Source organism: Bradyrhizobium sp. 159 (assembly GCF_023073795.1).
Taxonomy (GTDB): domain Bacteria; phylum Pseudomonadota; class Alphaproteobacteria; order Rhizobiales; family Xanthobacteraceae; genus Bradyrhizobium.
The window spans coordinates 234658-252688 of sequence record NZ_JADPKE010000089.1 but is presented as its reverse complement, the minus strand read 5'-3'; the positions used below and the strand labels follow the sequence as shown (position 1 = coordinate 252688).

At 65.0% G+C, this 18031-nt stretch carries 12 protein-coding genes and 1 pseudogene; 4 read left to right on the top strand and 9 right to left on the bottom strand.

What is annotated here, in order from left to right:
• Positions 1 to 373 precede the first annotated feature (373 nt).
• Both IVA96_RS27790 and IVA96_RS27785 read right to left on the bottom strand, forming a co-directional pair.
• On the bottom strand, positions 374 to 1726 hold the full coding sequence (locus IVA96_RS27790) for a malonyl-CoA decarboxylase (protein WP_247420488.1): 1353 nt from the start codon (positions 1724 to 1726) through the stop codon (positions 374 to 376).
• 291 nt (positions 1727 to 2017) lie between these two features.
• Positions 2018 to 2818: a helix-turn-helix transcriptional regulator gene (locus tag IVA96_RS27785; protein ID WP_247420485.1), complete on the bottom strand. Its 801-nt coding sequence runs from the start codon at positions 2816 to 2818 to the stop codon at positions 2018 to 2020.
• A 59-nt stretch (positions 2819 to 2877) separates the two neighbouring features.
• On the opposite strand from IVA96_RS27785, the gene IVA96_RS27780 reads away from it, so the two are divergent.
• Both IVA96_RS27780 and IVA96_RS27775 read left to right on the top strand, forming a co-directional pair.
• The gene (locus tag IVA96_RS27780; protein ID WP_247278370.1) at positions 2878 to 4050 is read left to right on the top strand and encodes an MFS transporter; all 1173 of its coding nucleotides are present in this window, start codon (positions 2878 to 2880) and stop codon (positions 4048 to 4050) included.
• A 509-nt stretch (positions 4051 to 4559) separates the two neighbouring features.
• On the top strand, positions 4560 to 6821 hold the full coding sequence (locus tag IVA96_RS27775) for a cation:proton antiporter (protein ID WP_247420481.1): 2262 nt from the start codon (positions 4560 to 4562) through the stop codon (positions 6819 to 6821).
• Positions 6822 to 7010: 189 nt separating this feature from the next.
• On the opposite strand, the gene IVA96_RS27770 is transcribed toward IVA96_RS27775, so the two are convergent.
• Together IVA96_RS27770 and IVA96_RS27765 are read right to left on the bottom strand one after the other, a co-directional pair.
• Positions 7011 to 10169, bottom strand: a complete 3159-nt coding sequence (locus IVA96_RS27770) for a multidrug efflux RND transporter permease subunit (protein WP_247420478.1) — start codon at positions 10167 to 10169, stop codon at positions 7011 to 7013.
• Positions 10170 to 10209: 40 nt separating this feature from the next.
• Positions 10210 to 11403, bottom strand: a complete 1194-nt coding sequence (locus IVA96_RS27765; protein WP_247420474.1) for an efflux RND transporter periplasmic adaptor subunit — start codon at positions 11401 to 11403, stop codon at positions 10210 to 10212.
• 134 nt (positions 11404 to 11537) lie between these two features.
• Between IVA96_RS27765 and IVA96_RS27760 the strand changes: the two are divergent.
• Positions 11538 to 11686 (top strand): annotated as a pseudogene (locus tag IVA96_RS27760) (amino acid ABC transporter substrate-binding protein); the annotation flags it as partial.
• Between the two features lie 28 nt (positions 11687 to 11714).
• Here the strand turns inward: IVA96_RS27760 and IVA96_RS27755 are convergent.
• From IVA96_RS27755 to IVA96_RS27740, 4 genes are all read right to left on the bottom strand, one after another.
• Complete coding sequence (locus IVA96_RS27755) at positions 11715 to 12713, bottom strand: NAD-dependent epimerase/dehydratase family protein (protein WP_247420470.1); 999 nt, start codon at positions 12711 to 12713, stop codon at positions 11715 to 11717.
• A 65-nt stretch (positions 12714 to 12778) separates the two neighbouring features.
• Positions 12779 to 13852: a hypothetical protein gene (locus IVA96_RS27750; protein WP_247420468.1), complete on the bottom strand. Its 1074-nt coding sequence runs from the start codon at positions 13850 to 13852 to the stop codon at positions 12779 to 12781.
• 92 nt (positions 13853 to 13944) lie between these two features.
• A complete protein-coding gene (locus IVA96_RS27745; protein WP_247420466.1) occupies positions 13945 to 15435 on the bottom strand; it encodes an NAD(P)/FAD-dependent oxidoreductase in 1491 nt (496 codons plus the stop codon).
• Between the two features lie 102 nt (positions 15436 to 15537).
• Complete coding sequence (locus IVA96_RS27740) at positions 15538 to 15987, bottom strand: cupin domain-containing protein (protein WP_247420464.1); 450 nt, start codon at positions 15985 to 15987, stop codon at positions 15538 to 15540.
• Positions 15988 to 16174: 187 nt separating this feature from the next.
• On the opposite strand from IVA96_RS27740, the gene IVA96_RS27735 reads away from it, so the two are divergent.
• A complete protein-coding gene (locus IVA96_RS27735; RefSeq protein ID WP_247420463.1) occupies positions 16175 to 17200 on the top strand; it encodes an AraC family transcriptional regulator in 1026 nt (341 codons plus the stop codon).
• Between the two features lie 54 nt (positions 17201 to 17254).
• Here IVA96_RS27735 and IVA96_RS27730 read toward each other — a convergent pair whose 3' ends face one another.
• Positions 17255 to 17887 (bottom strand): cupin domain-containing protein, encoded by a 633-nt coding sequence (locus IVA96_RS27730; RefSeq protein WP_247420462.1) that lies wholly within the window; start codon positions 17885 to 17887, stop codon positions 17255 to 17257.
• Between the last annotated feature and the right edge of the window lie 144 nt (positions 17888 to 18031).

Sequence of the window (18031 nt, the reverse complement as noted above, 5' to 3'; positions counted from 1 at the left end):
TGCAGATAGTTGCGCTCAATCGTCCGGTCATAGCTGTTGTCGCGCATCGGATCGTCCTCCGCTGGAGCGATCCAATCAGCGAATTAGTGAACATGCACAATTGCGAGCGAAGCGAAGCAATCCAGAGTCTCTCTGCGGAGGAAGTCTGGATTGCTTCGTCGCAAGGGCTCCTCGCAATGACAGTGGAGAGAGCGAGAGCCACGCGGACGCCGTGGTCCGGCCCGAACGGCAGGTTGGGACAGGCGAGCTGCTGCAACGCACTCCGTCATTGCGAGCGAAGCGAAGCAATCCAGAGTCTCTCTGCGGAGGCAGTCTGGATTGCTTCGTCGCAAGGGCTCCTCGCAATGACGGTGTGGCGCGAGCAAGCGCCCCCCTACGACAACCGCATATCCAGCAGCCTTCGTCCTTCGCCCTTCAGCAGCTTCTTCACCGCGCTCGACGCCACGACCTCGCCGTCATTGGCGTAGGCTTCGTGGTTCTTCTCGATGTCGTCGAGGCGGTAGAGGTAGTTGACCATGACGCCGCCGGACTCGCGCACGCCCTTGGGCGAGAGGTCCCCTAACCAGTTGATGCGCTCGAGCCTGGCGCCATTGCCGAGATGGAAGCGGGCGACGGAATCGATCAGCTTGCCCTTCGGCGTGCGCGCCTTCAGGAAATAGTGCGCCGCGAGCGGTTCCAGAACGCTGCGGAGCAGCGTGGTCGTCTCAGGGTTCTCGAACCATTTGGGATCGTCGAGACGCTTCAACATCTCACGGTCCTCGTCCGATAGCGGCAGCTCCTTGTCCTGCTTCACCCATTGCATGAAGCCCGGCACCGGCGACAGCGTCACGAAAGTGTCGAGCTTCGGCAGCTCGCGGCGCAGCTCCTCCACCACCTGCTTGATCAGGAAGCTGCCGAAGGAAATGCCGCCCAGGCCGCGCTGGGTGTTGGAGATCGAATAGAACACCGCGGTGCGCGCGCGCTCGATCGGCAGGTGCTGACGATCGACCGCAAGCAATGGCGCGATTGCCCCTGGAATGGTCTCGGTCAGCGCCACCTCGACGAAGATCAGGGGTTCGTCGACCATCGCGGGGTGAAAGAAGGCGTAGCAGCGGCGGTCGACCGGATCGATGCGGCGGCGCAGATCGTCCCAATCGGAGATCTCATGCACGGCTTCGTAACGGATGATCTTTTCGAGGATGTTGGCCGGGGTCGACCAGTCGATCCTGCGCAGCACGAGAAACCCCCTGTTGAACCACGAAGAGAGAAGATGCGAGACGTCGCGGTCGAGCGCGGCGAGATCGGCGTGTCCGTTCATCATGCCGAGCAAATCGGCGCGCATGCTGACGAGATCGCCGGTGCCGCCGGGCGCGCGGTTGAGGCGGCGGATCAGCTCCTGCCGCCGCGGCTCGGAAGCGAAATGCAGCGAGCTCGCGTCCTCGTCGGTGGGCTTGGCACGCCATTTCTCGATCGCCCTGGACAGCCGTTCCCGATCCGGGCCGAAATCGCGCACCAGCGCCTCGAAGAAGGCACGGCGTCCGGCCGCATCCAATTCCCGGTAGAGGTCGAGCACCTCGCGCGCCATCGCGGTGCCCGAGGCTTCGCCGCGGCCCGAGAGCAGCGCGTCGCAAAGCGCGATCAGCCCGGCGGCATCGCGTCTGGTGTTCAAGCCGTCGCTGCGGCGAAGCAGCGTGCGGCCGCGCTCGGAGATGGTGGCGAGCAGGTCGGAGAAGAAGGCGTTGGCCATCTGGGCTTTCGTGTCAGGTTTGTGCGATGCGGGAGCTTACATCGGATTTAGGCCGAAGCCGATCACAATCAAGCAGGGGAATGCGGCATCTTTCGTCGGGCACTGCGTTGGGAGAATGGCGGCATGCCCGGTGGGAGCGGGCATCCGGTGACATTTGGAGAAGAACGAAGCTCCCTCAAACACCGTCATTGCGAGCGCAGCGAAGCAATCCAGAGTCCCTCCGCCGAGAAAGTCTGGATTGCTTCGTCGCAAGGGCTCCTCGCAATGACGGGTTCGGAGGGTACGGCCGCCTTACCCCTTCCCCGCAAATTCCGTCGGTGTGCGCCCCGTCACCTGCCGGAACGCGGCCGAGAACGCCGGCACGCTGGCATAACCGAGCGATGTGGCGAGCTGCTTCACCGATACGGTGGCATCGGTCGACAGAAGCTGGATCGCCGCGGCGATGCGGGCGCGCTGGCACCAGCTCTTGAAGCTGAGCTGCGTTTCCGTCGAGAACAGCCGCGACAGCGTGCGCGCGGAGGTTCCGACCTCGCGCGCCAGCGTGTCGATGTCGTGCAGCCCGGTGGGATCGTCGAGCACGATCATCGCGGCGCGGCGGCATCGCACTTCGCGCGGCAACGGCACGAAGGTCGCGGAATCCTCGGCCTGGTGCAATTCCAGCATCACGAGGCGAACCAGCAGCTCGGTTCGCGCCTCGGTGTTGCGGGCGTCGAACAGCGCCAGGATCGCCTGGTGCAGCAGCGGCGACACCCGCACCACGAACTCCTTGGTCAGTCCCTCGTAACGCTGCTCGCGCTTGAGCCAGGGCAGGTCGAAATACAGCGTGCGCATCTCGATATCGGCGAGCAGGTCGATGGCATGCTCAAGCCCGGCCGGGACCCAGACCGCGCGGTCCGGCGGCACCAGCCAGCGCCCGCCGGGCGTCGTCACCTGCATGGTGCCCTTGGCGGCATAGACCAGCTGCGCCTCGCGGTGCAGGTGCGGATCGAGCCGCAAGCCCTTGGGATAGTCGCGCGCGACCAGGTGCACGCCCGCAGTCGAGCGGTGGTTGCCCCGGACCTCCCGGAGGATTGGCGTTTCGACGACACTCATTGGCGGCATCCCATCATTCGCCCGACATATAACTGATTTCGGTGCAGGAGAGGATTCGTATGAACAACCCCAGCCGGGTCATCAGTTTCGTCAATGCCGGCCATTTCATCGACCATTATGCGATGCTGATCTTTGCCGCCGCCGTGATCATCATGGGGCCGGCGCTCGGCATGGCCTATTCGGAACTTCTGCCCTATGCGACGCCGGGCTTCGTCGCCTTCGGTGCAGGCTCGCTGCTCACTGGCTGGCTTGGCGACCGCTGGAGCCGCCGCCACATGATGCTGATCTTCTTCGTCGGCATCGGCGCGTCCATGATCGCGGTCGGCTTCGCGACGAGCCCGGCGCAGCTCGGCGCGGCACTGCTCGCGATCGGCATTTTTGCCTCGATCTATCATCCTGTCGGCACCGCGATGATCGTGTCCTATGCCGATAAGCTCGGCCGCGAGATGGGGCTCAACGGCGTCTGGGGCAATCTCGGCGTTGCCTCCTCGGCGCTGGTCACCGGCGTGATCGGCCAATATCTCGGCTGGCGCTTCGCCTTCATCGTTCCCGGCGTCGTCACCATCCTGATCGGCATCGCCTTTGCGCTGACGGTCGTGCATGAGGACCGCAAGGGTGCCAAGCAGGCGGCGGCGCAGGCGCGCGTCGCCAAGCAGGACATGTGGCGCGTGATCCTGGCGCTGCTGATCGTGGTGATCGCGATCTCGACGACCTTCAACGCCGTTACGGTGGCGCTGCCAAAGCTGTTTGCCGAGCGGCTCTCGGACCTGACCAAGAGCCCGGCGCTGCTCGGTGTCATCGCGGCCGGCGTCTACGTGTTCGGCGCGATGACGCAGTATACGATCGGGCGGCTGCTCGACCGCTATTCGCTGAAGACGGTGGCGCTGCCGCTGTCCTTCATGCTGGCGCCATTCCTGTATCTGGCCGCCAGCATGTCCAATCTGCCGCTGATCGTGGTCTCGATCGGCATCGTCATGGGCGCGTTCGGGCAGGTCACGGTGAACGATGCCATGGTCGGCAAATACACGACGGAGGAGTGGCGCTCGCGCGCCTATGCGGTGCGCTATTTCGTCGGCTTCACCGCGGCCGGCGCCTCGGTCGGCTTGGTCGCCTGGCTCTACGAGCAGGGCGGCTTCGTCACCATGCTGCACGCCTTCGCCGCCCTCTGCCTGCTGGCGATCGCCGCCGCGCTAATCCTGCCGCGCGAGATCCGGACATCGCAGGCGGCGTGAGGTAGCCGACTCGCGCCGCGTGGCTCCGTCCCGTAGCCCGGATCGAGCGAAGCGCAATCCGGGGCGTTTCACCGCGCGGCTAGAACCCGGATTTCGCTGCGCTTCATCCGGGCTACGCGCTGCGTCCGCGGCACGAACGAGCCTAAGACGGGGACTCTCTCCACATCGTCATTTTGCGAGCGAAGCGAGGCAATCCAGAATCTTGCCGCGGAGGGACTCTGGATTGCTTCGTCGCAAGAGCTCCTCGCAATGACGGAAGATGAGGAGGCACCCCGCCCATGTCACCCACGATGCCATTCTGCCAGTGTTTTGCCCGACGGAGCAAGCCGTTTCGGTAAAACCGAGATTTCGTGAGGTTTCTCAACTCCATCTCTACTGTGCATGGGGTTGTTTTCGCACTTTTCGTTTTTTTACTCCGCCGCGCGCGCGGAACCCGCTCCGCCTCCCGCGGGTTCTACCTCTGTCGCCCCGGCGCTGCGCCGGACAGATGAAGGGGGAATGACACCTGCATGCAGTGGAGCCTGCTCCGACCGGTCGGCCTTGTCCCCGCGGCGCTTGTCCTTACCACCATTGCGGCGAGTGCCGAGGGCGGCAAATCGGCCGGCCCGTCCGAATTCCTCCTGGTGGCGCAGATCGTGTTGCTGATCGCGGTCGGCCGCGGTCTCGGCGAGCTCATGCAGCGCATCGGCCAGCCCTCGGTGATGGGCGAACTGCTCGCCGGCATCATCCTGGGGCCGTCGCTGTTCGGCTGGATCTGGCCCGAGGCCCAGCACGCGATCTTTCCCAAGACGCCCGAACAGAAGGCGATGATCGACGGCATCGCCCAGTTCGGCATTCTGCTGCTGCTGCTGCTGACCGGCATGGAGACCGACCTCAAGCTGGTCCGGAAGGTCGGCAGGGCGGCGATCGCGATCTCGATTGCCGGCATCCTCGTGCCCTTCGCCTGCGGCTTTGCGCTCGGCGAATTCCTCCCCGATGCGCTGCTGCCCGATCCGCAAGCGCGCCTCGTCGCCTCGCTGTTCATGGGCACGGCGCTGTCGATCTCGTCTGTGAAGATCGTCGCCGTGGTCGTGCGCGAGATGAATTTCATGCGCCGCAATGTCGGGCAGATCATCGTCGCGACCGCCGTTATCGACGACACCATCGGCTGGATCATTATCGCCGTCATCTTCAGCCTGGCCTCGCACGGCACGCTTGACTTCGGCTCCGTGGCGAAAGCCGTGCTGGGGACGCTCGCCTTCCTGGCCGTCAGCTTCACCATCGGCCGCCGCCTGGTGTTCCAACTGATCCGTTGGGCCAACGACAATCTCGTCAGCGCAGCCGCGGTCATCACGGTGATCCTTCTGTTGATGAGCGTCATGGCGATGATCACGCATCTGATCGGGGTGCACACCGTGTTGGGTGCCTTCGTCGCCGGCATCCTGGTCGGGGAGTCCCCGATCCTGACCCGGCAGATCGACGAGCGCCTGCGCGGCCTGATCTCGAGCTTCTTCATGCCGGTGTTCTTCGGCCTCGCCGGGCTCAGCGCCGATCTCTCGGTCCTTCGCGACCCCAATCTGCTGATGCTCACCGGCCTGCTGGTCGTGATCGCCAGCGTCGGCAAGTTCGGCGGCGCGTTCGTCGGCGGCACCGTGGGCGGGTTGAATGCGAGGGAATCGCTGGCGCTCGCCAGCGGCATGAACGCGCGCGGCTCGACCGAGGTCATCATCGCGACCATCGGCCTCTCCATCGGCGTGCTCAGCCAGAACCTGTTCACGATGATCGTGACCATGGCAATCTTGACCACGATGGCGATGCCGCCGATGCTGCGCGCGGCGCTGGCAAAGCTGCCGATGAACCAAGAGGAGAGGGAGCGGCTGGAGCGGGAAGAATTCGAGAGACGCGGCTTCATCGCCAATCTCGAACGTCCTTTGCTCGCTGTCGACGACAGCGTCAACGCCACCTTCGCCGCCCACGTCGCGGGCCTGATCGCCGGCATGCGCGGCCTGCCGATCACCGTTCTGCACATCGGCGAGCGCGCCAAGGAAAAGGACAAGGGCGAGGACGAGAGCCACGAAGCCGTGGTGAAGAAGGCCGCCGAAACCGTCTCCGCCAGTGGTGACGGGAATGCCGGCAGCGTCGATGTCGTTACCCGGGCCAGGCGCGCAGAGCTGGCCGAAACCATTGCCGACGAAGCACGCAAGGGCTTTGATCTTCTCGTCGTCGGCATCGACAAGGTCGCTGCCGCCAAGGATCGCTTCAATCGGAAGATCGAGGACATCGCCGCCGAGTTCGAGGGGCCGCTCGCGATCGTGGCGGCCAAGGGCAAGCACCTGAAGCAGCCGATACCCGACGCCCTCAACATCCTCGTTCCGGTTTCCGGCAGCGGCATCTCCAAGCGCGGCGCCGAGGTCGCGGTGGCGCTGGCGCAGGCCGGCTCAGGCTCGCTCCGCGTGATCTATGTGGCGACGACGCGCGACAAGGGCGCGCAGCGGGGCACCTCCCGCGGATTGAGCCAGGAGACCGGCATCCTCAAGGACACCAGCGATCTCGCCGCCCGCTACGACGTCGACATCACCACGACGCTGCGCGTGAACCGGGCGCCGGAGGCGGCGATCCTGCGCGAGATCGACACCACCGACGTCGACCTCGTGGTCATGGGCGTCGACCGGATCGAGGCCAATCATCTCTCCTTCGGCGGCGTCGCCGCCGCCGTGCTGAGGCAGTCGAAGGCCTCGGTGCTGCTGGTGTCGAGCGGCGAGGCGCAGCGGCCGCCGGCGGAGAAGGCTTAGTGGGGTGGACTGGAGCCGCGCGGACGGTGCGCTCCCTCTCCCGCTTGCGGGAGAGGGTCGGGGAGAGGGTGTCTCCTCACCGGGACACTCCCCAAGAGGAGAGAGCCCTCACCCGCCGCGCTCCGCGCGTCAACCAAGCGGGAGAGGTTGCAGTGAGCCCGGAGCCACGCTGGCGTAGCCCAACGGCTCTTAAGGCTTCACCTCCGCCGCCGCTTTCACCTTCACCACCTTCTTCGACGCCCGCCAGTTCTCGAAGCGCTGCACGACCACGAAGAAGGCCGGCACGAACAACACCGCGAGGCAGGTCGAGGCCAGCATGCCCGAGAACACGGTGATGCCGATGGACTTGCGCGCGCTGGCGCCGGCACCGGTGGCCAGCACTAGCGGCACCACCCCAAGGATGAAGGCGAACGACGTCATCAGGATCGGACGGAAGCGGGCGCGCGCGGCCTCGATCGCGGAGTCCAGGATCGGCTTGCCGTCGCGGCCGTGCAGCTCGAGCCCGACCTCGACGATCAGGATCGCGTTCTTGGCCGAGAGCGCGATCAGCAGGATCAGCCCGATTTGGCAATAGAGGTTGTTGTCGATCTTGAGCCCGCTGAGGATCAGCATCGGCCCGAGCAGCGACAGCGGCACGGCGAGGATCACGGAGATCGGCGCGTACCAGCTCTCATACTGCCCGGCGAGCACGAGATAGACCAGCAGCATGGCGAGGCCGAACACCCAATAGATCTGGTTGGAGACCGCCTTCTCCTGGTAGGACATCGCGGTCCATTCATAGCCGGTGCCCGGCGGCAGCGTCTTATCCGCGATCTCCTCCATCAGCTTCAGCGACTGCCCGGAGGAATAGCCCTGCGCCGGCAGGCCGATCACAGTCGAGGACGGATAGAGATTGTAGAGGCTGATCAGCGACGGACCGGTGGCCGGCATAATCTTGGCGACGGTGCCGATCGGGATCATGTCGCCGTTCGAGTTGCGGACCTGCATGTTGGCGATGTCGCGCTCGGTGACACGGAATGCCGGATCGGCCTGGGTGTAGACCTGGAACACGCGGCCGAACTTGTTGAACTGGTTGACGTAGGACGACCCCAGATAGGTCGATAGCGCCGAGAACACCTGATCGGTGGTCACATGCAGCGTCTGGGTCTTGACGCGGTCGATCTCGACGTTGAATTGCGGCACCGAGGAGCGGAAAGAGGACTGCACGCGCTGCAGCGCGCTCTGACTCTGGCCGTTACTGACCATCGCTCCGGTGATCGCTTGCAGCTTGGCAAAATCGCTGTTGCCGTCGCGCAGCTCGACCTGCATCGACAAGCCGGCGGCGTTGCCGATGCCCTGGATCGGCGGCGGCGGCAAGACGATGGTGCGCGCCTCCATGATAGTCGCGAGCTTGTCGTTAAGCCCGTACACCAGCGAACGCAAATCCTCTCCGGGTCCTTTGCGCGCCTCCCAATCCTTCAGGATGATGTAGGCGACGCCGGCATTGGCGAGGCTGGCGCTGTTGTCGAGCGCGGAGATGCCGGCGATGGTGATGACCTGCTGGACTCCAGGAGTGTCCTTGATCAGCTCGCTGGCTCTGTCGAGCACGGCTTGGGTCCGCTCCAGCGCGGCGCCGTCGGGCAGCTGCACGGCCGCGATCAGATAGCCCTGGTCCTCGATCGGCAGGAAGCCGGTCGGCACTCGCGACAGGCCATAGCCGCCGATCCCGATCAGGACCAGCGCTACCGCGACTGAGACCGTGGCGTGTCTGACCAGGAAGCCGATCAAGCGGGTGTAGCCGCGTTCGAGCCTGTTATAGACGGCATTGAAGCCGCGGTAGAAGAAATTGCGCTGTTCCGGCGGCACCGCCGGCCGCAACCAGAGCGCACACTGCGTCGGCTTCAGCGTCGCCGCGTTGATGGCGGATAGAAGAGCGGTCGCGGCGATCACCAGCGCGAATTGCGAATAGATGCGCCCGGTCAGCCCCGCGAGGAACGAGGCCGGCAGAAAAACCGAGATCAGCACCAGGGTGATGCCGACGATCGGCGCGAACAGCTGATCCATCGCCTTGATCGCGGCGTCGTGGCCGTTCATGCCCTGCTCGATGTTGTGGGCGGCGCCTTCGACCACGACGATGGCGTCGTCGACGACGATGCCGATCGCGAGCACGATCGCAAACAGCGTCGACATGTTGATGGTGAAGCCGAGCGCCGCCATCGCAGCGAATGCGCCGATGATGGTCACCGGCACGGTGGTCGCCGGAACCAGCATCGCGCGCCAATCCTGCAAGAACACCAGGATCACGACCAGCACGAGCAAGCCGGCCTCGATCAGCGTCATATAGACCTCATGCACCGAGGCCTCCACGAACTTGGTGGTGTCGAACGGCGTGTCGTACTTGATGCCTTCCGGGAAGCGCTTGGCGAGTTCCGCCATCTTCTTCTCGACCGCCTGCTCGACCTGGAGCGCGTTGGCGCCGGGCGACTGGAATACGCCGATGCCGACTGCCGGCTGCTTGTTGAGCGAGAAGATCTGGCTATAGGTCTGCGCGCCCAATTCGACCCAGCCGACGTCGCGCACGCGCGTGACGTCGCCGCTGCTGCCCGTCTTGACGATGATATTCTCGAACTGGCTGGTGTCGTCGAGCCGGCCATTGACGTTGAGCGTGTATTGGAACCCCTGGCCCGGCGGCGTCGGCGGCGCGCCGACCTGGCCGGCGGAGACCTGCTGGCTCTGCTGCTGGATCGCCTGGATGACGTCCTGCGGCACGAGGCCACGGACCTGCAGCTTGTTCGGATCGAGCCAGACCCGCATCGAATATTGGCCTGCGCCAAACACCGTGACGTTGCCGACGCCGGGCAGGCGCGAGAGCTCGTCGCGAATGTTGATGGTGGCGTAGTTGCTCAAATACAGGCTGTCGTACTTCGCGTCGGGCGAGGTCAGGGTCACGAACAGCAGGATCGAGGTCGACCGCTTCTGCACGGTGACGCCCTGGTTCTGCACCGCCTGCGGCAGTTGCGACAGCGCGCTGGAGACGCGGTTCTGCACCAGCACCTGCGCGAAATTGAGGTCAGTGCCGATCTTGAATGTGACTGTCAGCGTATAAGTGCCGTCGGAGCCGCTGTAGGACTGCATGTAGAGCATGTCCTCGACGCCGTTGACCTGCTGCTCGATCGGCAGCGCCACGGTGTCGATCACGGTCTTGGCGCTGGCGCCGGGATAGCGGGTGGTGACCTGCACCGTCGGCGGCACCACGTCGGGATATTGCGCAATCGCGAGGTTGAACAGCGCGACGCCGCCGATCAGGATCATCAGAAGCGCGATGACATTCGAGAGGACCGGCCGCTCGATGAAGAACTTTGAGATCATGGCTGGCGACCCCTCACTTGCAGAACTTGCTTGGCAGATATTACTTGGCAGACGCCTGCGGCTGCTCGATCTTCGTTGTTTGCGGGTCGATCTTCTGACCCGGAATCACCCGCAGCAGCCCTGCGATGACCACGCGGTCCTCCGGCTTCAGGCCGCTCTCGATCACGCGCAGGCCATTGTCGACGGGACCGATCTGCACCTTGCGCTGCTCGACGACGTTGTCGCTGTTGACCACCAGCAGATAGCGGCCGCCCTGGTCGCTCCCGAGCGCGGTGTCGGGAACGAGCAGCGCGGTCTTCTCCTGATCAAAGGGCACGCGAACGCGGACGAAATAGCCGGGCAACAGCGCCCGCTTGTCATTGGGGACGAGGCCGCGCACCGCCAGCGTGCCCGTCGATTGGTTGAGGGTCGGCGAGACGTAGTCGAGATGGCCTTCATGCGGATAGCCGGTCTCGGTCTGGAGGCCGAGCTGGATCGGAAATTGCTTGAGGTCGGCCGGCGTCAGTCCCCGGCGAGCCGCCTCGGCGCGGATGCGCAGTACGTCCTGCTCGTTGACGGTGAAGTTCACGTAGATCGGGTCCATCGCGACGATGGTCGCGAGCTGGGTCGGGGAGGACACGCCGACGAGCTCGCCGATCGAGACCATGTGGGCGCTGACGACGCCGTCGAACGGCGCGGTCACCTTGGTGTAGCCGTAATTGACCTCGGCAATTCGGGTGTTGGCCTGCGCCTGCTGGAGACTGGCCTGCGCATTGTCGCGGTTGGACGTTGAGGTGTCGAGTGTCGCCTGTGACACCGCCTGGCGCTGCACCAGCTCGGCTTGCCGCTTGTAGTCGGCTTCCGCCTGCCGGAGCGAGGCCTGCGCGCCGGCTTCGGCCGCCTGCGCCTGCTCGAGCTTGAGCTTGTAGGTCTCCGGCTCGATGGTGAAGAGCTGGGTGCCCTGCTTGACGAAGGTGCCGTCTTGATAGTCGATCGATTGCAGAAAACCTTGCACGCGCGCGACGAGATCGACGCTCTTGATCGGCGCGGTGTTGCCGGTCGCCTCGATATAACGCGTTACGGCGCGCTGCACGGGCGTTGCCACGTCCACCTTGGGCGGCGGTGGGGCCACGAACGTGTTCTTGTCCTCGCAGCCGGCGAGCAGCACAACGGCGCTTGCCGTTGCCAAGGCCCGCGCGACATGTCTCCACCCTTCGTTACGTCGTGCGGGAGATGCGGGATTCGCGCGCGTCATTCGGTGGCCCCCCGATTGCTGTCTGTCGGTGCGGCAGGCTACCAACAAATGCCCCGCCGTGGAACACCATAGCCATGGCAGTCAAAGGCCTTGCGCTGCAAACGGTGGCATGCCCTTTGACAGGTTTGTCATGACGAACGGTGACGGCCGTCGCTGTGCCGTTTGGCCACAGCCAGGCCACGGCGTTCGTCACCAATTCATGACGGAGGCCACGACGAACGGCACACTGCGCAAGGCCTGTGACAACAACAGCCTGAAGGATGCGCCGATCCGGACGGAATAGTCTCAGTTTTGGTTTGCAGACGATCCGGCTAGATCGCGGTCGCAGCCGCATCCCCGCGCGCATGCCACGCTGAAAGCAACGCACTTTCCTCATCGGAGCTGAGACCGACCACCGGCCCGTTGCTGGCGCGGAGCCAATGAAGCGTATCGCGCGCCGTGACGGCGAGCGGCCGCGCGGTCAAGCCGGCCGCGCGCGCCGGCGAGGTGTCGCGCGTCATGAAGCCGGCGAAGTCGGGCAGGGGCAGCCACAGCGGCAGCGAGCGCGGACCGGCCCAGCGCTTCACGTCATGCGCTTCCAGAAAGGCGCGATCGACCCAGGTGAAGGTGCAGGACGCGTCCAGCGCTGAGGCGCATTCGGCCAGGAATTCGCCGCGCGTGCGCACCGGTCCGATCCCGTCATAGATGCCGGTGAGACGAACCTCTGCCGCGTGTACGATCCATTGCGCGAGGTCGCGCACGTCGATGAACTGAATAGCGTCCTGCGGCGATCCAGGCGCCAGCACCTCGCCGCCGCGCGCGAGCCGTGCCGGCCAATAGGCGAACCGTCCGGTCGGGTCCTCCGGCCCGGCGATGAGGCCGGCCCGGCAGATGAAGGCATCGCCGCCGACCGCTTGTTCGCAGGCGACCTTGGCCGCGCCATAGATGGCGTCCGTGGTGTGCTCGATCTCCGCCGCAACGGGCTCGCGCAGCGGCGCCGTGTCGGCGCGTTGTCCCGGTACGCGATTGTCCGCATAGACGCTGATTGTCGAAACGAAGGTCCAATGCACGCCCGGTCGCTTCAGCGCTGCGACGGCGCGGCGGACCTGGCCGGGATGACGCGAGACGTCGACGATTGCATCGAACGTCTCGCCGATCAGTGGCGCAAGACCGTCCGCGACGTCGCGATCGATCCGGATGAGGCGGGCGCCGGGGGCGATTGGGCCGGCAAGACCGCGGGCCGCGCAGCTCACGTCATGGCCGGCAGCGCAAGCATGGTTCGCAATCGCCCGCCCCAGAAACTGGCTGCCGCCGAGAATGAGAATGCGCATGGATCGGTCCGAACCCCGATGAGATCGAGACACTACAACGTTGGGTAGCTGTTGCAACCGAACCCTCAGCGCGCCTTGATCTCGGCATATTTCGCCATGGCCCGCTCGAACTTGCGGTTGAACAGCCACATCGCAGCGAGAATCTCCCGGAAGCTGGCCGAGCTTCGCGATCGATCGGCCTGTCCGAACGCGAAGATGCTGTTGTTGCGCAGGTGCTTCATGACCGTTCGACTGGACACCCGGTAATTCAGGAGATCCCCCGACTTGAGCGCGGACCTGGTCGGGGTGGGCACGATCTGGATCAGCTCGAACAGCTTCATCTGGTCGATCGGGTGGGGCAGCGTCTTCACGATTCCCGGAATCTCCCGGAACAGATCGGCATGCGCGTTCATCAGGCCGTTGCGCACATTGGTCCAGTGATTGAAGCGCTGATCGGTGCCGCGGGCGCGCGCCTCCTCCTTGTCGTCGCGCGCGCTCAGTTCGGGATCGATCGCCGCGATTGCGCCCTTGAGGGCTTCCCATTTCCTGCGGCCGTTGCGGTCCTCGGAGGGGCCGGTCTGGAAGCTGCCCATATAGGTGTTCGAGCGCGCATTGCGGACATTCTGCTTGCCGTTGGTCTCGGCGAAGAACAGGCCGAGGCTGATGCGCCCCGCGACTTCCGCGGGTTCAGGTGCAAGCCCCTTGGCGCGCGCGATCGCGAAGGCGAGATCGGCGACGTCATTGAACGGCGTCGGCGAGTCTTGCGCTCCGGCGGGCGGTGCCTCCATGACGTCGAATAGCCTCGAATATTCGTCGATCAGCGGCTCGATATCTGCATCGAAATAGGCCGGGGGAATTTCGAACTTGTTGGGCTTTCCGATTCTGGACGGAATGGCGTCGGTGAGATCCTTGTAGGTGCTGATGACGGCGATGCGCGCCAGGTACAGCCCCTGGCCCGGCAGGCTCGGCAGCGGCTGCTTCGCCTCGATCTGGCGCCGCCGCTCGGCCAGGATCGATTTGAAGTCGGCCAGCGCCCGCTCGTAGGCGGCGAGCGCCTCGGATTGCCGGGACGTGAGCGTGCCCTGCTGTCCGATGGCGGGTGCCGTGACAAGGAAGGCGAGCGCCGCAAGCGCTCCGGCGGCAAGACGTCTGAACTCCATGGCCGGTTCCTGTCGATTCGTTGGCCAGGAAGATCGTAAGCATCGGACGCGCGGGCTGGCGAGCAAATCTCGCTCAGTCCCGATCCGTCCTCTTACGCCGCGCGATAATCCGGCGCCGTGGCCAGGAACTTGGCGTAGGCATCGGCGTCCGGCGGCAGGAAACGCCCTTTGAGCCCGCCGCACTTCTGGTTCTTCGCGCCGATGTCGGCCATCAGCTCGTCGAAATGACGGTAGTGATAGGGTGCGACGCAGAGGCCGCCATAGACGCCCGCGGCCGGCCGTTCGACACGCTTGAAGTGCAGCATCATCTCGATGTTGGCATGCATGGCTTGCGCCGTCGGCTGGTTGGCGAGCTGGCCGTCGGCATAGCGCACCAGCCAGTTGGCGGCGAGATCGGCGCAGAGTACCGTGCAGAACGACGAGTTGAAGCCAACGAAGCCGAGCTCGGGCAGGTCGGGGTTGGCGATCAGGCGATAGAGCCGGTACTGCCCGTCGGCATCGACCAGTTTCTGCTGATAGGCCGCGGGCAGGAACGGCACGCCGAGCTTGTAGCCGATCGCGAGCACGGTGATATCGGCTGGAACGCGCTCGCCACCGCTCATCACGATACTGTCGCCGTCAAAATGATCGAACGTGCCGAACACCGCCTTGATGCGGCCGTCGGCGACCATCGGATAGAAGCCCGGCGTTGCGATCGGCACCGAGCAGTTGACGCCGTCCTCGATCCGCTCCTTCGGCACCATGTTGCACCGACTGAGCTTGAGCTGCGCCTTCAACAGGCTCTCCAGCCCGCGCCAGTTCGCCCACACCAGCGGCGCGGCGAGTCGGTGGGCGAGCCGGGCCATCGTGCTGATGCCCCAGCCGGGAAACATCTCCTCCTGCGCGCGGATGTAGAGGATGCGCTTGAAGTTGACGAGACCGCCGATGAAATAGGGAATGCGCCAGACCGGCTCGCGCATCACGATCGTCACCTCGCGCGCGCCTGCCTTTACCGCGTTCACGGCGATGTCGGTCGCCGACTTCGAGCCGCCGAGCACGACGACGCGGCGCCCCTTTGCCAGGGCGGCATCGTTGTATTTCGACGAATGCAGGATCTGGCCGCCCTGGGCCAGAAAGCCGTCCTCGCCGGGGCAATGCAGCTCGCGCGGCTCGTTGAACTGGCCGGTGCAGACAGCGACGAAATCGAAGTCCGCGTTCGTTGTCATGCCATTCTTGCCGCTGAGCGCGAGTGTCCAGCCGGGCTTGCCGTCGGCACGGCGCGCCATGCCGGCGACCGCCGTGTTGAGGCGCAGCATGCGGTCGAGGCCAAAGCTCCTCGCGTAATCGACGAGATAGGCGTGGACCTGTGGCCCGGTCGGCCATTCCGGATAGGCGTCCGGCATGGCGCGGTCGGTGTAGCGGTAGAGCTCCTTCGGGCTCTGCGTCTGCACTTCGGGATAGGAGCGCGCCGGCTCCCAGACGCCGCCGAGATCGCCGCTGCGTTCGACGATGGTGACGCGGTGACCGCGGATGGAGAACGCCTTTGCGGTGGCCAGGCCGGAGACACCGGCGCCGATCACGCAGACATGCTTGGGGCTGACCATGGGATTGCTCGCAACCAATGTGTTTCGCGCGCAAGCGGCAACGATCGGCAAGGCGCGGCCGTCGGAGCTGCAAGCTGATGAACGTGGATGGGACGCGGACGCCTAGTCGTTGGCCTCGGGCGGCAGGAAGTCCACCTCGTGCAGCGCCGAGATACGAACCACTTCGGCGGGGTCGGTCAGATTGTGCAACCGGTTGAAGAGCGCCTCCAGCTTCTGCATCGGCGAGACCCAGAACAACGCGCGGCAGGGCTTGTCGGACTTGTTGAAATAGCCGTGCGGGATGCCGCGCGGCATGCGCACGAGATCGCCGGCGTGGGCCTTGACCCATTGGCCGTCGAGCTTGAGGTCGAGCGTGCCTTCCTGAACCAGGATGAACTCGTCCTGGGTCGGATGGACGTGCACCGGCACGAACTGGCCGGGATCGCTGTTGGTCTCGAATGCGAAGGTGGAGTCGGTGACGGCTTTGGGAAAATAGACCTGACCAAGGATGTTCCAGCTCTTGCCGCCATAGCCCGTGCCGTTTGCGGTAATGCCCTTTTCGAGTGCAGTCATGCTCGCCTCCTGATGGATTCCGGCGGGGATGGAGCTTCGGCCGCTCGTGGCCGCCTGTCTATCCGCCAAACGAATCTGCACGCGGCAATTGCCGTGCAGCACGACGATTTTGCCGATGCGGCCCTTTTCGCCTCTGCGGAACTATTATAGGCTTAAAGCAATTCGGTAACGCGGAGCGTGGTCGACGATGTCCGCAGCCGTACTGGAAATGAGCGCGAGACCATCTGCAGCCGAACGGCTTGCGGATTTCGCCCGCGTCACCACCGATGACGTCGATGAAGCGGCCGAGCAGATTGGGCGCATCTTCTGTCCGCACGATCTCAAGCCGATGCGTGCACGCGCCGCCGGCTTCTCCGCCCGGCACAATTGCGCGGCGTTCGACGGCTTTTCCATCAACTATGTCGCCTATGGCGGATCGGTCAGCATCGATCCGGGCTGCCTCGAGCGCTTCTTCCTGGTGCAGGTCCCGCTCACGGGCAGCGCCAGCATTCGTGCCGGCATCTGTGAGCTCGACGCGGCGCCTGACCGGACCGCGTCACTGCTGTCGCCGACGATCCCGACGCGGATGATTTGGGCCGACTGCGCCCAAGCGATCCTGTTGCTCGACCGCCGTTTGGTCGAGCAGCGCGCCGCGGCACTGTCGGGCAGGGCAGCCAGCACGGTCGAGTTCGATCCTGTGATCGACCTCGACGCGCCGTCCGGGCGGGCGTTGCGAGCCAGCCTTGTCGAGCTGATCACGCTGGCCGAACGTTTCGGTCCCGCCGGAAGGCTGTCAGCGGTCGCGATGGCCGATTGGCGCGAGGTTCTGCTCGATCACCTCCTCAATGGCCATCGGCATGGCCTGTCGGATGCGATCAGGACGTTTTCGGGCCAGGCCGAGCGTCTGCCGCGTGCGCTGCGCGTTGCGCGGGACCATCTCGCGGATAATGCCGGCGAACCGCTCGACCTCGCGCAGCTCGCCTGCGCCTCCGGCATCGGCATCCGCGCGCTCCAGCTCGGCTTCCGCCGTCACTTCGGCCTGTCGATCTCCCAGATGCTGCTCGACATGCGCCTCGCCAGCCTTCACGTCCGGCTCGCGCATGCCGCGCCCAATGCCTCCATCACCGAGATCGCCTTCGACCTCGGCTTCACCCATCTTGGCCGCATGGCCGGCGCCTACCGCGAAAAATTCGGCGAGTCGCCGTCGGCCACGCTGCGGCGCCGGATCAGCTAGAGCGCGACGAAGCTAGGCGCGGCGGTCCGTGTCACCAGCAATGGAAGCCGCGTGTCATCCCGCCGGCGGATCGGTCTGGCGCAGCGTCGTGACCCAGATCGCGCGCGCCACCTGCTGGGTCGGGTTGTCGAACATGTGCGGCACGATGCTCGGAAAGCGAAAGCTGTCGCCGGCCTCCAGCAGATGGGCCTGGTTGTCCAGCCACAGCCGCAGGCTTCCCGAGAGGATATAGCCGGCCTTCTCGCCGTTGTGTTGCAGGAAGTCGGTGCCGGAGGAGGCGCCGGGATTGAGCGTGAGCTCGTAGAGTTCGAGCTGGCCCTTGCCGTCAGGCGTGAGCGCTTCCTTGACGACGCCGCTGGCGGTGAGCCGCAGCAGCCGCCGGTTATTCTTGCGCACGATGTAGCGCTGTACGTCGGCCGGATCGCTGCTCTCGAAGAAATACGAAATGGGAACGTCGAGTGCGATGCTGAGCAGACGCAGCGTGCGGATCGACGGCATGGCCCGCGCACGTTCGAGCTGGCTGATCATGCCGGTGGAGAGGCCGGTCTTGTTGGCGACGTCCTGGATCGAAAGCCCGGCGCGCTGACGTAGCAGCCGCACGGACTCGCCGAGGCGCTGGTCGACCGCATCGTCGACCTGGATCGTCGGGACGTCCTTCGGACCGTTCGTATCGCCGCGACCATCCATGTCGCTCTCCCATGCATCATCTCAGCCCCGGACCGCATCGGATCGAGCTTTAGTCGGAGTGAAAAGGTCGCGCATACTAGCAATGCGATTGACAGCTGTATTTAGTCATGATGAAATTTTGACTGAAAAATTTAGAAGCACTAA

Excerpts from the sequence above, each read along its gene's own strand:
- IVA96_RS27750 (WP_247420468.1), bottom strand. The coding sequence starts at position 13,852 with ATGGAGTTCAGACGTCTTGCCGCCGGAGCGCTTGCGGCGCTCGCCTTC.
- IVA96_RS27735 (WP_247420463.1), top strand. The coding sequence starts at position 16,175 with ATGTCCGCAGCCGTACTGGAAATGAGCGCGAGACCATCTGCAGCCGAA.
- IVA96_RS27790 (WP_247420488.1), bottom strand. The coding sequence starts at position 1,726 with ATGGCCAACGCCTTCTTCTCCGACCTGCTCGCCACCATCTCCGAGCGC.
- IVA96_RS27740 (WP_247420464.1), bottom strand. The coding sequence starts at position 15,987 with ATGACTGCACTCGAAAAGGGCATTACCGCAAACGGCACGGGCTATGGC.
- IVA96_RS27775 (WP_247420481.1), top strand. The coding sequence starts at position 4,560 with ATGCAGTGGAGCCTGCTCCGACCGGTCGGCCTTGTCCCCGCGGCGCTT.
- IVA96_RS27765 (WP_247420474.1), bottom strand. The coding sequence starts at position 11,403 with ATGACGCGCGCGAATCCCGCATCTCCCGCACGACGTAACGAAGGGTGG.
- IVA96_RS27770 (WP_247420478.1), bottom strand. The coding sequence starts at position 10,169 with ATGATCTCAAAGTTCTTCATCGAGCGGCCGGTCCTCTCGAATGTCATC.
- IVA96_RS27755 (WP_247420470.1), bottom strand. The coding sequence starts at position 12,713 with ATGCGCATTCTCATTCTCGGCGGCAGCCAGTTTCTGGGGCGGGCGATT.
- IVA96_RS27785 (WP_247420485.1), bottom strand. The coding sequence starts at position 2,818 with ATGAGTGTCGTCGAAACGCCAATCCTCCGGGAGGTCCGGGGCAACCAC.
- IVA96_RS27745 (WP_247420466.1), bottom strand. The coding sequence starts at position 15,435 with ATGGTCAGCCCCAAGCATGTCTGCGTGATCGGCGCCGGTGTCTCCGGC.
- IVA96_RS27730 (WP_247420462.1), bottom strand. The coding sequence starts at position 17,887 with ATGGATGGTCGCGGCGATACGAACGGTCCGAAGGACGTCCCGACGATC.
- IVA96_RS27780 (WP_247278370.1), top strand. The coding sequence starts at position 2,878 with ATGAACAACCCCAGCCGGGTCATCAGTTTCGTCAATGCCGGCCATTTC.